This is a genomic window from Bartonella sp. AA23NXGY (assembly GCF_042197165.1).
Taxonomy (GTDB): domain Bacteria; phylum Pseudomonadota; class Alphaproteobacteria; order Rhizobiales; family Rhizobiaceae; genus Bartonella.
The window spans coordinates 51,816-66,958 of record NZ_JBHIRO010000011.1; the positions used below are offsets into that span (position 1 = coordinate 51,816).

At 38.3% G+C, this 15,143-nt stretch carries 12 protein-coding genes and 1 tRNA gene; 2 read left to right on the top strand and 11 right to left on the bottom strand.

What is annotated here, in order from left to right:
* Positions 1–63 precede the first annotated feature (63 nt).
* From ACFINY_RS07075 to argH, 4 genes are all read right to left on the bottom strand, one after another.
* The gene (locus tag ACFINY_RS07075; protein WP_375700946.1) at positions 64–2,493 is read right to left on the bottom strand and encodes a TIGR02302 family protein; all 2,430 of its coding nucleotides are present in this window, start codon (positions 2,491–2,493) and stop codon (positions 64–66) included.
* A gap of 126 nt (positions 2,494–2,619) precedes the next feature.
* Positions 2,620–3,900 carry a diaminopimelate decarboxylase gene (lysA, locus tag ACFINY_RS07080; protein ID WP_375700947.1) on the bottom strand — a complete coding sequence of 427 codons (1,281 nt, stop codon included), beginning with the start codon at positions 3,898–3,900 and terminating at the stop codon, positions 2,620–2,622.
* Between the two features lie 8 nt (positions 3,901–3,908).
* A complete protein-coding gene (locus tag ACFINY_RS07085) occupies positions 3,909–4,088 on the bottom strand; it encodes an LPS translocon maturation chaperone LptM (RefSeq protein WP_375645305.1) in 180 nt (59 codons plus the stop codon).
* Between the two features lie 51 nt (positions 4,089–4,139).
* The gene (argH, locus tag ACFINY_RS07090; protein WP_375612215.1) at positions 4,140–5,540 is read right to left on the bottom strand and encodes an argininosuccinate lyase; all 1,401 of its coding nucleotides are present in this window, start codon (positions 5,538–5,540) and stop codon (positions 4,140–4,142) included.
* Between the two features lie 32 nt (positions 5,541–5,572).
* On the opposite strand from argH, the gene ACFINY_RS07095 reads away from it, so the two are divergent.
* A complete protein-coding gene (locus ACFINY_RS07095) occupies positions 5,573–6,268 on the top strand; it encodes a TlpA disulfide reductase family protein (RefSeq protein WP_375612214.1) in 696 nt (231 codons plus the stop codon).
* Between the two features lie 2 nt (positions 6,269–6,270).
* Here ACFINY_RS07095 and ACFINY_RS07100 read toward each other — a convergent pair whose 3' ends face one another.
* From ACFINY_RS07100 to ACFINY_RS07130, 7 genes are all read right to left on the bottom strand, one after another.
* The gene (locus tag ACFINY_RS07100) at positions 6,271–6,747 is read right to left on the bottom strand and encodes a YaiI/YqxD family protein (protein WP_273790302.1); all 477 of its coding nucleotides are present in this window, start codon (positions 6,745–6,747) and stop codon (positions 6,271–6,273) included.
* A 30-nt stretch (positions 6,748–6,777) separates the two neighbouring features.
* A complete protein-coding gene (locus ACFINY_RS07105) occupies positions 6,778–7,632 on the bottom strand; it encodes a YihY/virulence factor BrkB family protein (protein ID WP_375612213.1) in 855 nt (284 codons plus the stop codon).
* Positions 7,633–8,043: 411 nt separating this feature from the next.
* Positions 8,044–8,973, bottom strand: a complete 930-nt coding sequence (locus ACFINY_RS07110) for a prephenate/arogenate dehydrogenase family protein (protein ID WP_375612212.1) — start codon at positions 8,971–8,973, stop codon at positions 8,044–8,046.
* A gap of 1,957 nt (positions 8,974–10,930) precedes the next feature.
* Positions 10,931–11,971: a DNA polymerase III subunit delta gene (gene holA / locus ACFINY_RS07115; RefSeq protein WP_375612211.1), complete on the bottom strand. Its 1,041-nt coding sequence runs from the start codon at positions 11,969–11,971 to the stop codon at positions 10,931–10,933.
* Positions 11,972–11,975: 4 nt separating this feature from the next.
* Complete coding sequence (locus ACFINY_RS07120; RefSeq protein WP_273790094.1) at positions 11,976–12,770, bottom strand: ABC transporter ATP-binding protein; 795 nt, start codon at positions 12,768–12,770, stop codon at positions 11,976–11,978.
* On the bottom strand, positions 12,763–13,659 hold the full coding sequence (locus ACFINY_RS07125; RefSeq protein WP_375612210.1) for an ABC transporter permease: 897 nt from the start codon (positions 13,657–13,659) through the stop codon (positions 12,763–12,765). The genes ACFINY_RS07120 and ACFINY_RS07125 overlap by 8 nt, the downstream gene beginning before the upstream one ends.
* Before the next feature lie 63 nt (positions 13,660–13,722).
* Entirely contained in the window at positions 13,723–14,700 is a 978-nt protein-coding gene (locus ACFINY_RS07130) for an ABC transporter substrate-binding protein (RefSeq protein ID WP_375612209.1), read from the bottom strand.
* A 186-nt stretch (positions 14,701–14,886) separates the two neighbouring features.
* Here ACFINY_RS07130 and ACFINY_RS07135 point away from each other — a divergent pair.
* A tRNA-Gly gene (locus ACFINY_RS07135) sits at positions 14,887–14,961 on the top strand.
* Positions 14,962–15,143: the final 182 nt, after the last annotated feature.

Sequence of the window (15,143 nt, forward strand, 5' to 3'; positions counted from 1 at the left end):
AAACCCCATAGAGGTTCTTCATATACTGTTTTTGACATCAATTAAGAAAAAAGCCAACACTGGTTAATTAAAATGAAGCAATCTTTCAAGATAGTTTTTTTCTTCTTCTGAAAGATGCTCTTTACCAAGACGTTTGCGAATTTCATCCAAAATCTGCCGCGTACGCATTTGATCACTTTCTTGTGGTAGTGCCTCGCCTTCTTGTTCTTCATCTGTTGTTGAAGAAAGTGGACGTCCTAACGGATCTTTAGGACCAAAATCAGCATTTTGATCATCTCCCGTTTCTTTAAGTGTTTCGCGCATTTTTTTCAAAACATTTTGTGCACCTTGCCTCAAAGATTCCAAAGCATCAGACTGATTTTGTATAGATACCTGATGATTTCCATTATCAAGCGCATTTTCCGCAGAATTCATTTTTTCTTCTGCCCTTTTCAATGCGCCCCCTGTTTCAAATCCTTGTTCTGATAATTCTTTTTCTAATGTTGATAATTCAGATTGCAATTCAGCTTGACGTTTTTTTAAAGATTTTTTTTGTGTTTCCGGTACATTTTCTCCGCGTTTTTGTTCCATCTCTAACTGATGTGTTTCATTGAGAATTTCTTGCTGACGACGCATTAAATCTCCAAGCTGGTCCATCTTTTCTTTCATTTGTGCAGATTGGCTTTTTTCTCCCTCATTTTGATTGCCTTTTTGCACATGCAAATGATCAAGCGTCTGTTCAACTTCCGCCAAGAGTTGTTCAGCTGCTAAAGAAGAGCCTGTTTTAGCCATTTCCTCAATTAAATTTAGCTTTTCTTGTAATGTAGCTTCAGAAAGATTAGGACTTTTTGAGCTTTTAGAATTTTTAGAAACTTGACTATCCGGTGCTTTTTCAGCCAAAGCACGAATATACTCATCCATAGCTTGACGTAAATCTGCCATAAGCCGTTCAATTTCTGCCGCTGAAGCACCGTAACGCAATGCATCACGTAAAGCAGCTTGTGCTTGTTTTAACTTTTTTTGCACGGATTCAAGCTGATTATCTTCAATACCCAAAGCAATTTGCCATAAATAATCCACCACATCGCGCAAATCCTCGTCTGTTTGTGCTAAAGAAAGTCTTGTCCACGCACTTTGTAGAACAATAAAATGCGATGCATTTTGCAACCCCTTTTCTGGACGCACAAGCAAAGCAGAAAGCATATCCAATACACGCTCTTTCACAGAAGCATCAAGAGCTAATAGACGACGCAATTCAACCACTGCGCGTGCAACAGGATTCGAAAAAACACGCTGTGGTAATATCATAACAAAAGTTTTGCTACGCCCTTTCTGCCCCGCACCATCTTCTGCCACCAAAGTAATTTTGACTTGCGAACCTGCCCATGGATGCGCTGATATATCCTGCACCATTCGCATTTTCCCCTTTCCACCACGCGGAAGAAGAAGTTCTATTTCCGGAGCATTATAAAGAGAAGAAGCACTTTTATTCTGAGGAAGAAAAGGCTCTATTTCAACAAAAGCCTTTGTCACACCATAATCATCATCCACCACATATCGTAACTCCAATGATCCCGTTAAAATCCTCCCTGGTTTTTCCAACCAATGAATTGTTGGACGCGTGTCCTTAATTATCTGCAAATGCCATTGCTGTTTTTTACGACGTGATGATACAAATAAATTTATTGGATGCTTTAAATGTGTTTCAAAATGAACAATTGGATCATTCAAAGCTGTTTGTTCCGTTTTCTCTGAAAACGAAACTTCCCTCCCATCTTCTACAGACTTTGCTTTTACTGTAATGCCAGCCCCATTGACAACACGCACAACAACATTACTCCCTTCAGGGATTTCTAGTTGTGTTTTCTCATCTTTTGTCAAATAAATCGGTGCCACACCGGTATAAGCAGGTGGTGTTACCCAAGCATCAATCCGCATGAGTTTTTCATCAACGATAGGACGAAAATCAAAGGCATCAGCCAAACGCCCCCCTTGTGAACCAAAAGAAAAACTAAAAGCGCACACAAAAAGAAGAGCACACAAAGCCCTCAAAGCCAAAGGATCATAATCCGCATTATTAAGAGAGATAAATCCAGTTTTTAAATGGTATAATTGCTTTGCCATTCGGCGTTGATGTTCACGCCAAATAACAGCACTAAAATCTTCATCATTTTCAGAACATAAACGATCTGTCTGAATATTCAAAGGCTGGTGTCTAAGATCATTGACGCGTTCAAGGCGGCAATTTACTTCCCGCATTGTGGGAAACCGAAAACGAATAAGAAAAAATAAACTCGCCCCAGCACAAATAAGTATAACCCCAAGTAAGAGCAAATGTGACCAATAGCCCAAAATACCAAAAAGTCCCAACCAGCTAAACGAACAAAAGAGACTAAGAACGAGGAAAAATGGCAACAACCGTACCCACATCCGTTCAAATGAAAGGATCCCCCACATCAAAATGCGCACACACAAAAGCTTCATTGCAAAACCTTTGATGTTTTTATTTTTCATAAACAAGCATTTATCCCCTTTTATCGTGGTGCATTAAGATCATAAACCCCATACAAGACAATTTCTAGAAAATAAATTGTTTCATCAAAGTTTAGTAAAAATAAGACCCAAAATATTTAATAATGCTCAATCTAATTTGGGCTCAATCCAATCTGGAATATGATCACAGCCTATCAATTGTGCATAATCAAGGCGTGGACGAATGACTGCATAACGTGTATCCTGAACCAAAACTTCCGGCACCAAAAGTCGACTATTATAAGTGCTTGCCATCACTGCGCCATAAGCCCCTGCTCCTGTTAACATCAAAACATCACCCGCTTTCAACACTGGCAAAGAACGTTCCAAGCCTAAATAATCACCAGTTTCACAAATAGGACCGACAATATCAGCATTAATCAGAAGGGCATCTACTGGTGTTTTTTTCACTGGCATTACATTTTGCCACGCATCATAAAGCGTTGGACGCATGAAATCATTCATCGCCGCATCAACAATAACAAAATTTCGTCCTTCCCCCTTTTTAAAATACACAACCGATGTCACCAACACACCGGCTTCACCAACAATACTACGCCCAGGTTCTAGGATAATATTGATCCCTAAAGGCGCAATATGTTTCTTTACCAGTGCTGCATACTCAAAAGGAGAAGGTACTGGATGCTTCTCATAACCATAAGGAATACCAAGCCCGCCCCCAATATCGATATGGGTTATCGCATAACCATTATTCCATAATTGACGCACAAAATCTGCAACAATAACAAATGCATCCTCAAACGGTTTTAAATCACAAATTTGACTGCCAATATGGAGATCAACACCACACACATGAAGACCAGGCAATTGAGCTGCTTTTTTATATGCATCACCCGCCAAAGACAGTGGAATACCAAATTTATTCTCAGACTTACCTGTTGTAATTTTCTTGTGAGTCTTAGCATCCACATCAGGATTAATGCGTAAAGAAATACGAGCCGTTTTTGAAAGCGCAGCAGCCCGCGCCGATAATTGTTCAAGTTCTGGCTCTGATTCAACGTTAAAACAATAAATATCTTGTGCAAGAGCAAAATCTATTTCTCTCACTGTTTTACCAACACCAGAATAAACAATATTCTGCGCAGGAATACCAACAGCAAGAGCACGCCGTAATTCCCCTTCTGAGACCACATCAGCTCCCGCTCCATTGTTAGCTAAAAGTTGTAAAACTGCTTGATTGGAATTCGCTTTAACCGCATAAGCAATTAAACTCGGCATATCATGAAATGCATTCTGATAATCTTTAAAATGTGCAACGATTGCGCTAGCTGAATAACAATAAAAAGGTGTTCCAACTTCCCGCGCAAGTTCCAAAAGAGAAAGACCTTCAGCGTGAAGCACACCCTGATGATAAGAAAAAAAACGCATAAAAATCCCTATTGTATTAACCGATCAAGAATAAAAGGTTTATCTGTTTTGCCTTGAGAAACAAAAGTTCCTTGTGAAGAATTCACTCCTGTTGAAGGAGGTAACTCTAATGACCCTTTACGCCCACACCCAACGACACCAAAGCCCCCAAAAAGGACAATCATCAACCCCTTTATTATAATTTTCATCTGTCCTCTTTCCTCATCTCGATTTCTTTTTTACCTTTAAAATACAATCACTCAAGCGCTCACGAGACGCTTTTTCCAATACGCAATTTGTCGAAGAACCTCTGAAGGCGCTGTTCCCCCAAAGCTTTTACGACTTTCAACAGATTTTTCAACGGTCAAAACATCAAAAAGTGTCGCATTGATATCAGGACAAATTGCTTGAAGTTCATCTAATGATAAATCATGAAGGCGACACTGTTTTTTTTCTGCCAATGCCACAGCACACCCTGTGATGTGATGTGCTTTGCGAAAAGGAATCCCTAAATTGCGTACAAGCCAATCCGCAAAATCTGTAGCTGTTGCATACCCTAAATCCGCTGCTTGTTTCATAGCTTTTTTATTCACTTTCAAATCAGCAATCATCCCTGTCATTGCTGCTAGTGATAATTCCAAACTCAAAGCCCCATCAAACACATATTCCTTATCTTCTTGCATATCCTTTGAATAAGCAAGCGGTAATCCTTTCATCACCGTTAACAATCCCATAAGTGCACCATTCAATCGACCTGCTTTCGCTCGTACTAACTCTGCCGCATCAGGATTTCTCTTTTGTGGCATAATAGATGAACCCGTTGAAAAAGCATCTGATAAATGAATAAAACAAAACTGTTCACTTGACCAAAGAATTATTTCTTCTGCTAAACGTGAAAGATGTGTTGCACAAAGAGCGCCAGCGCTTAAAAATTCCAATGCAAAGTCACGATCTGAAACACTATCAATTGAATTGCGTGTAGGTTCCCGAAAGCCTAGCGCTTTTGCTGTCATAAAACGGTCAATTGGAAAGCCTGTCCCCGCTAAAGCAGCCGCCCCTAAAGGCGATTCATTCATTCGCTCAAGAGCATCACGCATCCGCGATAAATCTCGACCAAACATTTCAACATAAGCCATCATATAATGACCCAATGTTACAGGTTGAGCCAATTGTAAATGCGTAAAGCCTGGCATAAAGGTATCAACATGTTGTTCTGCGCGAATAAGTAATTGCTCTATCAATCCTTTTAAAGCTTGTGCTATCTTTTGCGTTGCTTCACATACCCACAAGCGAAAATCAACAGCAACTTGATCATTGCGTGAACGCGCCGTATGCAAACGCCCAGCTACAGGACCTATCAATTCGCTCAGCCGCGCTTCAATATTCATATGAATATCTTCAAGCTTTCGTGAAAAAACAAATTTACCGTCTTCAATTTCTTGGCGAATAAGTTTCAAACCATGAACAATTTTTTCATAATCTGATTGTGAAATGATTTTCGTTTGCGCTAACATAGCCACATGAGAAAGAGAACCTTCAATATCTTGTCGATAAAGTTTTTGATCAAAATCAATAGAAGCATTAATTTCTTCCATAATTGCAGCAGGAGCTGCCGCAAACCGACCACCCCACATTTGGTTCTTTAACTTCTCATCTGTCATATTCTGAAAATACCCATCCAAAGGACAAAATTATGATTTTTCAAATTTTCATCAGCGAAAAAAACAATAAAAAAAGGCAACTCTCCCTTGCATTCTTTATCATTGCATTGAGTTTATACGCAACCATAAACTACGATACCAAAAGAGAGTTTTTTCTTTTCAATTTCATTTCAGTAGCACAAGCACAAGAAATAAATACTGATAAAGCACGAGCAGAAAAAATGATGGCGATACGAAAAGCAGCAAAAGGCTTTTTTAGCCACATACGATTTGCTGATACGCCCTCAGATATGAATAAACTCTCTTTCAAGGATATTCTAGGAAAAGAGCACACACTCAGCGAATTTACTGGAAAACCAATGCTGGTCAATCTATGGGCTATTTGGTGTGCACCTTGCCGCACAGAAATGCCTGAACTTGCGCAATTAAAACGTGAATTAGGTGGAGAAAACTTTGATGTCATAGCTATTAATATCGATAAAACTGCTTCTCCTGAAAAAATTCAGCAATTTTTACAGAATATTCATTCAGATAATTTGCTTTACTATCGCGATGAAACAATGGATATTTTCAACAATGTTAGAAAACAGGGGCTCGCTTTAGGACTCCCCATTACATTGCTCATTGATAAAGAGGGATATCTCATTGCTTCTTTCAATGGTGCAGCTCCGTGGGCCAATGACGATGCCAAAGCACTTATAAAAGCAGTCATTAAAGAAGCCCTATAACTTTAATAACCGCGTCTTTTTAAACGTTGTATAACAAGATCCAGTGCTGACAAAAAAGCAGAACGGTCTTTACGAGAAAAAGGACGGGGACCACCTATTATACTGCCCTGTCCACGCAAATCTTCCATCAAATTGCGCATCGCCAAAGCCTGACCAATTGAATTTACATCAAAAATACGCCCCGTTGGCGAAAGACAAAACCCCCCAGCTTGCACAACCCGTGCTGCTAAAGGAATATCACTGGTAATAACGATACTTGCCTCATGCACATGTTCTACAATCCAATCATCAGCACCATTGAATTCACCAGCAACGACCACTCTTTCAATGAGTGCTTCATCTGGAAGGGACAAAGAACGATTTGCCACAACAAATGTCTTAAGCTGATAACGATTCATCACACGATAAACTTCATCTTTTACAGGACAAGCATCCGCATCAATCAACAAAGTGATAGCAGGCTTTATTGGGATATTCATACCTTAGCTTTCAAGCAATAATAAACTCTTTCATTCATCTGAATGTTGCAAATCCTTGCGATAAAACATTATCGCCGCGTTTATTTCTCCTCCCAAAATAAAAATTGCACTCAATATGTAGAGAAAAATAATAGCAACCATAATAGATGCCAACCCTGCATAGGTAGAAATATAATCAAACATCGTTAAATATTGCGCAAAAGCGATAGAAGCCATAAACCATATAAACATTGTCACCACTATTCCTGGTAAAATATCTATAATTTTCCGCCGCCCTGCTGGAAGCCATTTATGAACAATCAAAAGACTGATAAACAAAATAACGATTGCAACTGTATAACGCCATACACGAATAACAGCAATATATTCAGTCATAAAAAAAGAATGATTTTGCATAATTTTGATCAACAAAGGCGCCAGAATCAATAAAAAACTAATCACAACAAGACCAACAGCTCCAAGGATTACAAAAAACAGACTTTGAAAACGACAAAATAACAAACTCCGTCGATCAGTAACACGGTAAGCTTTATTTAAAGCCGTACGCAAAGCCTCTATCCCATTAGAAGCAAAATAAGCCGTTCCAATGACAGAAAGCGTCAACACACCTCCTCGATGAATGGTTAAAACATTAACAATTTCCTGAGATAAAGGCTCTGCAATAACATCAGGCAATAACTGCACCAGTGCTTTAATTTTCTGCGGTGTATAGGTAAAAGCACCTAGAAAACGAGCAAACGATGTTCCAAAAATAAAAAAAGGGAAAAATGCTAAAAGCCCCGATAGCGCAACATGGCTTGCAAAAGCACTCCCACTATCACGCCAATAATGACTTACTGCGTCACCAAAAATACGATAGCTATACCAAAAGATATTTTTTAACAAAACTCAATACTTTCTGGTAAAACTCTTCCTCAGTCTATTTCAAGTTTTATAAAAATCATCAAAACTCTGCAAATAAACATTTTGCAATGTTGCAATATAAAGGTTAATAATCAATACGGTCAAGCCCGACTTTATACGAAAACAAAAACAATAACCCACTCTATGAAGTTCTACAACGACCTCATTTTTTTGTTACTTCTACAGATCAGTAACCTCTTCTGTACATCATATGCCCTATAGAGAGCTAAGGCAAGATGATCGTGCACACATAAAACCTTTTAAAGTCATGATTATCTGTATCGGAGCAATCGCCCCTCCTTTTCATTGCAATCTATGACTGAAGAAAGAAAAAACTTCTTATTGATTTCTAGAAAAAACCAACGAAATTCAACAAAACCCCCTTGCTTTTATTCACCCTTTTTTAGAAACACTCTGACGTCCAAAATCAGGAGCATCAATTTCCTGGCCAGCATCAATAATATTGCGACGCACAGCACGCGTACGTGTAAAAAAGTTAAACAGTGTCTCACCATCTCCTAAATGAATTGCACGTTCTAAAAAAGCAAGCCCTTCACTAAAACGACCCAACATTTCTAAAATAGCATCTTTATTATGCAAACAAATATCTCGCCACATAACGGGATCAGAAGAGGCCAAACGCGTAAAATCACGAAAACCAGAAGCGGAATAAGCAATCACTTCCGAATTTGTTACTTTTTCTAAATCACTCGCTGTCCCAACAGTATTATACGCAATCAAATGGGGTAAATGTGAAACAATAGCCAAAACAAGATCATGATGCTTAGGTTCCATCTTTTCGACACGCGCACCACAAGCTTCCCAAAACGCTGTTAATTGTGCGACAGCAGCAGCATCGCTATCCGCAAAAGGCGTTAAAATACACCAACGATTCATAAATAAATCAGCAAAACCAGCATCCGGTCCTGAATATTCCGTTCCAGCAATTGGATGCCCTGGAATAAAATGAACCGTTTTGGGCAATAAAGGTGCCATTTCCGCAATAACCAACGCTTTCGTAGAACCAACATCACTCACAATCGCTCCAAGTTTTAAATGATCACGAATGGTTTTTGCCACTTCTGCACTAGCCCCAACAGGAACAGAAAGAATAACCAAATCTGCTCCTTCAACAGCTTTTGCATTATCTGTCGTATAAAAATCCCCAAGCTCCAATTCACGCGCTCTTTTCAGGGTTTCTGGACGACGTGTTGCAATAGAAATCTGAGCCGCAAGATTTTTCTTTTTAATCACTCTTGCTAAAGAAGACCCAATCAGACCGATCCCAATGAGTGCTATTTTTTCAAACTGAATATGGAGCATCTTTCACCTTCAAAGATTCTTTGCAAATGGCAATAAAGACAATTGTAAAATCACAATTTTCTTGTTTGTTTGTTCAAGAATTATGCGTAAAACATTAAAAAATGACAACTAGGGAATAAAGAATAACGCAGTTTACCAATTATCACCTGCGCAAGCTGACAACAGATCACTTTACCTAGAAAACACATAAAAAATAAATGACGAGAAATCTAACATCACGCTCTAAAACTCCCTCTTAATTACTGATCAAAGCGCATCACCGAAACAAAATAAAATGCACTCTCAATTAGGATAACAACGACTCTACATAAAATCTCATCAGTTTACTTTATCTTACTAATTTACTCACAAAAAAACACATCAAAAGCGTAAGCGGACACTAACTCTTCTCCAATTATCCCGATACGTTCATTAATTTGTACATTAGACCTATATAAAAACGTATTACGCCTCCACCTACAACATCAACATGAGTTTCGCGAATATTGAAAACACCGTAAAACAACGCATACCAAAAGATACCATTAAAAACATTTTCCTCTCCCGATTCCGGATACCATAAATCAAATAAATATGAGAAAAACACGCCCTCTCAATAAAGAAAAAGTTTGATAACAAAAACACTGAACATCCCTTTAATGGAATCACAACCCTCGCGTAAAATAGAACGCCCTCAACAGAATAGATTTGGATTACAAATTCATGCGTTTGTTTTAAAAAGGCATCTCGCTCCCCAGCCTATCTCACGACAATGTTCGTAAATGTTATAACTATAAATCCATTAAGCACGACCCTCTTTACACTTAATAAAACACTATCATTATATTTTCCTGCCCCCAATGTTGCAAAAAACCTTGGAATTTGAGAGCATTCATAAGAAGCATTTTTAGTGCTTTCTTGTACAGTTTTTATCCACACGCCCCCCCCGCTTATGACGTGCAAAAGACATTGTTCTGATTGATTTAATATGAAAAATAATAAATTATTAATAATAAACAATGGTTAGCTCTGTTTATGAGACACATTCATTGCTAAGATAATCATCTCTGTATCAAACATAAAAGTTTCCCCATAGGTGCTGTGGTTTTCATCATAATCTATTTTGACTTTCTTCTCATCCCATGAAGATTCTTAATTCATACCGATCTGCAAACAATTCATTTTCTTGTCTAAAAGATTCCTCTGGCTCACTATTTTAAGTGATTCAATTAATCTATAATACATTGATTTATAAAAATAATACTTTTTTTCAATTTGAATCATAACTTCGAATACTGTAAAATTCTTCCATCACAAACCCTCTTATCAATTAAAATCTCTTGTCTACACGTCACAAGAAGACATGTGAGAAAAAATGATGAAAACGCTCTCTAATGCTAAAAACTGTAGCAACATTAGAGGCTAGCAAAGTATATAATGAGTGTCGACTTTCACTTTTATTAAGCGTAAAGATAGAGTTGCTCTATGGGTTTTATATTCTTCACAAGGAACTTTACTTCTACACCATCCATAAACACCGCCGCGAAATAGATATGACGCGCATTGAAAAATATTTCTAAGAAAGCGTATGAATCTACCATACAAGTGTCTTCTGTTGTTTGAGATACTCTGTTTTACATGGGGGTGTTACTCCATTAAGACTCTATGAACCAACTAATATTCACCAAATATCCACACAAAAAAACATCGAATACATAAAATTTGATATGAGCCTCGTATCACTACTCTAAAAAACAGTACTTTACGACACAACAAAATAATAAAACTGTTTCAAAATGGCCTTTTGAAAATAAACTATTTCTTTTGAAGAAAAATTTCTATCAAGCTTTCAAGCTCCTAAAATGCATCCTCAAAAATACAAGTTCCATCAACCTCTACTTGATAGCATAACAGTTTTAATTACTGAAAATGCCTCTGTGGTATACCAAAAATAAAAAATCATTATATTTCTAGGCTGTTAAGCTGCCATCTGGCGTCGTGCAATAATTGTAAGCCCTAACAAAACTTGACGAATGATAGCTTCGCTCAAAAGTGGATTTTTACGACTGTCTAAAACAGCACTCTGAATTCTTTCCATTGCATAAGAAATTTGTTCTAATTTCCAATATTTTAAAGCTTGTTCAACGACCTTTTTCCGTTGAAAAAAAATGGGAGGACGAGCTTCAGAAACCACCGTAAAAGACGATTTTCCTTCAACCTCTACCTGATAACGCAATAGCTGTAATTGCTGAAAATGCCTTTGAGCTGTACTCAAAATTAAAAAAAGTGCCCCCTGCACTGCTGCATGTCGGTTAAAATGCGCTTCAAAGCCTGATATATCGCCCAATAAAAGAGCATCAATGACTTCATCCTGAGAAAGAGCACTGACATCGCTTACAACAGCTTTCACATCTTCAAGAGTAATATGAACATTTGCAGCGTAAAGACAAAGCTTTTCTAATTCACCTCGTGATACAAGGCGATCCGCCCCTAAACATTCATGCAACCATCTACGTGCATCTAAAGAAAGAGTCTTCTTAAACTGTCCTAAAACCTCATCAATCAAACCGTCAAGAGAACGCATATCATCGGCAAAACAGGGCAAAGCCATCGCTTTTGATGCTGTTTCAACAGCATTGCGCAACCCTGTTCCTTTTTTTAAATCCCCTGCCTCAATGAGAATAAAACAAGCTTCTGGTGGCTTCTCAATTAAAAGTTTTAAAGCAGCAAGAAAACCTTTTTGGTTAGCAGCATTAGAGATCCATATCAAACGATCTCCCCCAAAAAGAGATAACGTACGCGCTTCGTTTTCTAAACGTGCAGGATCTTTATCAATTTCAGCAGCATCCAAACGAATTGTCGAAAATGGATCTTCTATTGCTACCCGTGTAAGTTTTGCAAAACATTGTGCACGCTCACAAATAAGACCACGATCTGGCCCATAAATGAGAACAATAGGAAAAGCACGTGAAAAACGCATTAGAAACTGATCAACTTCATGTGCTTTTTTCTGAGCCACACTATTAATCCATTAACAGTTCATCATCATCAAGAACTTCCCCACGAACTTTCTGAAACATGCCAATTAAATCATTGACATTCAAGCCCTTACGCTCTTCATGACAGACATCCAAAATCACTTTTCCACCATGCAACATCAAGGTGCGATCGCCATAATCAAGAGCCTGACGCATAGAATGAGTCACCATGATAGTCGTTAATTTTTTCTCTTCAACGATTTTTTCAGTCAACCGCATCACAAAATCAGCCATTCCAGGATCAAGTGCTGAGGTATGTTCATCAAGCAATAAAACATCCGCATGTGCTAACGTTGCCATCACAAGACAAACTGCTTGGCGTTGCCCACCTGATAAACTATCCATAGGATTATGAATATACGCTTCAAGACCAATGCCTAATTGAGCAATTTTCTCTCGAAAAAATTGCCGTTTCTCATAATTTAACGCCGCACGCAAACCACGACGACTTCCTCGAAGAGCAGCAAGAGCCAAATTTTCTTCAATTGTTAAAGAACCACAACTTCCCTCTAACGAATCTTGAAAAACACAAGCAATTTTTCCAGCGCGTTCACTGACTGATTGCCTAGAAACATTTTGTCCATTGATAACCACTTTCCCTGTTGAAGGAAGCGTTGCACCCGCTAAAACACTGAGCAAAGTTGATTTACCAGCACCATTTGAACCAATAACCGTAACAAAACTACCCTGATCAATTTTCAGGTTAATATCAATTAAAGCCTGTTTTTCCAAAGGTGTTTGCGGTTTAAATGTGACCCCAACATGAAAAAACTCAATCACGTTTATGCCTCCTCCAATAGCGTGGCACAATAAGGGTTAAAATAACCAACAGTGAAGTAATCAACTGAAGATCTGTCGACGTATCAATACCAATGCCATTTGCTTCAAATGCAAATTGCACCGCCACACGATAAAGCACAGACCCTACAATACAGCTGATTATAATCCAAAAAATATTGCGCGTACGAAAGAGAGTTTCACCGATAATCACGGCTGCCAATCCAAAAACAATTGTTCCAATTCCACCGGTAATATCTGTTGCAATCGCAGTTTGAATATAAAGAGAACCACCAAGTGCCACACACGCATTGGAAAGCCCCATTCCAAAATATATCAATGCTGATGTATGAACACCTTGCGCCGTCGCCATGCGTGGATTAGCTCCCATTGCACGCATAGCAAGACCAATTTCACTTTCCAAAAAGCGCCAAATCAAAAACGCCATAACGAGCAACACAATACCAACGAAAAGAGGACGCACAAAAATATCAGACAAACCAAACAGATTATAAAAGGGCGTTAACGCCGTATCAGCAAGAGCTAAATTAACATTAGACCCTCCCATAATTCCCATAATACGAAGATTAACCGTATAAAGTGCCGACATTGTTAAAATAGAAGCTAAAAGATTCAAAATGCCAAAACGCAAATTCAACATAGCTGTTAATAAACCAGCCACCATACCTGCACAAAAAGCGCATGCCATAGCTGTCCATGCATTGAAACCCAAGAGAATCAAAACACCACAGACACAGGATCCAAGAAGAAACGATCCATCAACCGTTAAATCAGGAAAATCTAAAACCCGAAATGAAAGATAAACCCCTATAGCAACAAACGCATAAATAAGGCCTAATTCCACAGCACCAGAAAACGCAAATATATTCATGTAAAGACAATCCCCATGAAAACTTAACGTATTTTTATTGTATCAACACTCTATCAATAAAAGTTATTGAATCACTTTTGTTGCACGATCAATAACTGCCTGCGGAATAATAATCCCTGCTTTTTGGGCTGCTTTCAAATCAATTCGAATGTCATTATTAGCCGCCTGCACAACATCAATATCACCAGGCTTTTCACCCTTTAGAATACGCACAACCAATTTCCCAGCATCAACCCCTACATCATAGAAATTCACACCTTGCGTCATAAAAGGCCCGCGCCCGATAGTATTAGCATCAACAGTAAATACAGGCATATTGGCTTCCTCTGAGACCTTTATTGCACCTTCTAAAACAGATAAAATCGTATTATCAGCAGGAACAAAAATAATATCGACCTTACCGATTAAAGCGCGTGCTGCTGCCTGCACATCTGAAGGCTTTGGTGCCGATGAGGGAATAATTTCAATTCCAGCTTTTTTTGCTACATCCTTTAACGTTTTAAGTGTCGAAACAGAATTTGCCTCAGAAGCATTATAAAGATAACCAATTTTTTTCAAATCTGGTTTTACTTCTTGTAAAAGTCTAACACTTTCTGCAACATCTATACGATCAGAACTCCCCGTCATATTACCGCCAGGTTTGGTAAGTGAAGAAACGATTTTAGCTCCGATAGGATCAGAAATTGCTGCAAAGACGATAGGAATTGTTTTTGTTGCCGCAAGCATCGTTTGTGCTGAAGGCGTGGTAATTGCTACAATAACATCGGGTTTATCACCAACAAATTTACGTGCAATTTGCGTTGCTGTTGAAATATTACCCTGCGCTGATAAAAAGGTAAGTTGAAAATTTTCACCTTGCTTATAACCATTTGCTGCAAGCACATCTTCCACACCTTTACGAACAGCATCCGCAGCAGGATGGACCATAATTTGCGTTATTGCAACTTTAACGTGTTTAACTTGGTCATCGGCCTTTGCAACACTGTTCATCATAAAAACAGTTGCAATGATAATCCCTAATATATTTATTCTCTTCAACATTATATTCCACCCCTCTCCATGCAAAAATTAAAAAAGGAATAATTTATTACTGAAGAATTTTCTAAAATCAATCTTTATTTCATTTTATTTAAACATGGACAAAATAAATCAAACTAAAATGATATTTTTTTGTTGCAATTCGTAGAAGCCTACGCCATACAGACAAGATATATATCGAATCGGTAAGCGGGTGTAGCTCAGGGGTAGAGCACAACCTTGCCAAGGTTGGGGTCGTGGGTTCGAATCCCATCGCCCGCTCCATTGAATTTTGTATTTGTAGCTTGCCAGCAGGTTTTGTATATTTTGACACTAGGTTTTGTACCAATTTATTTTTTCTCAAAGAGTTTTAAAGGGTCTTCAAATGCTTTTCAAAGGGTATTTAAAGCTCTCTTTAACGCATTTTTCTGCTCCTATTTTTCCAAATCACTAAAGCATGTAAAGTC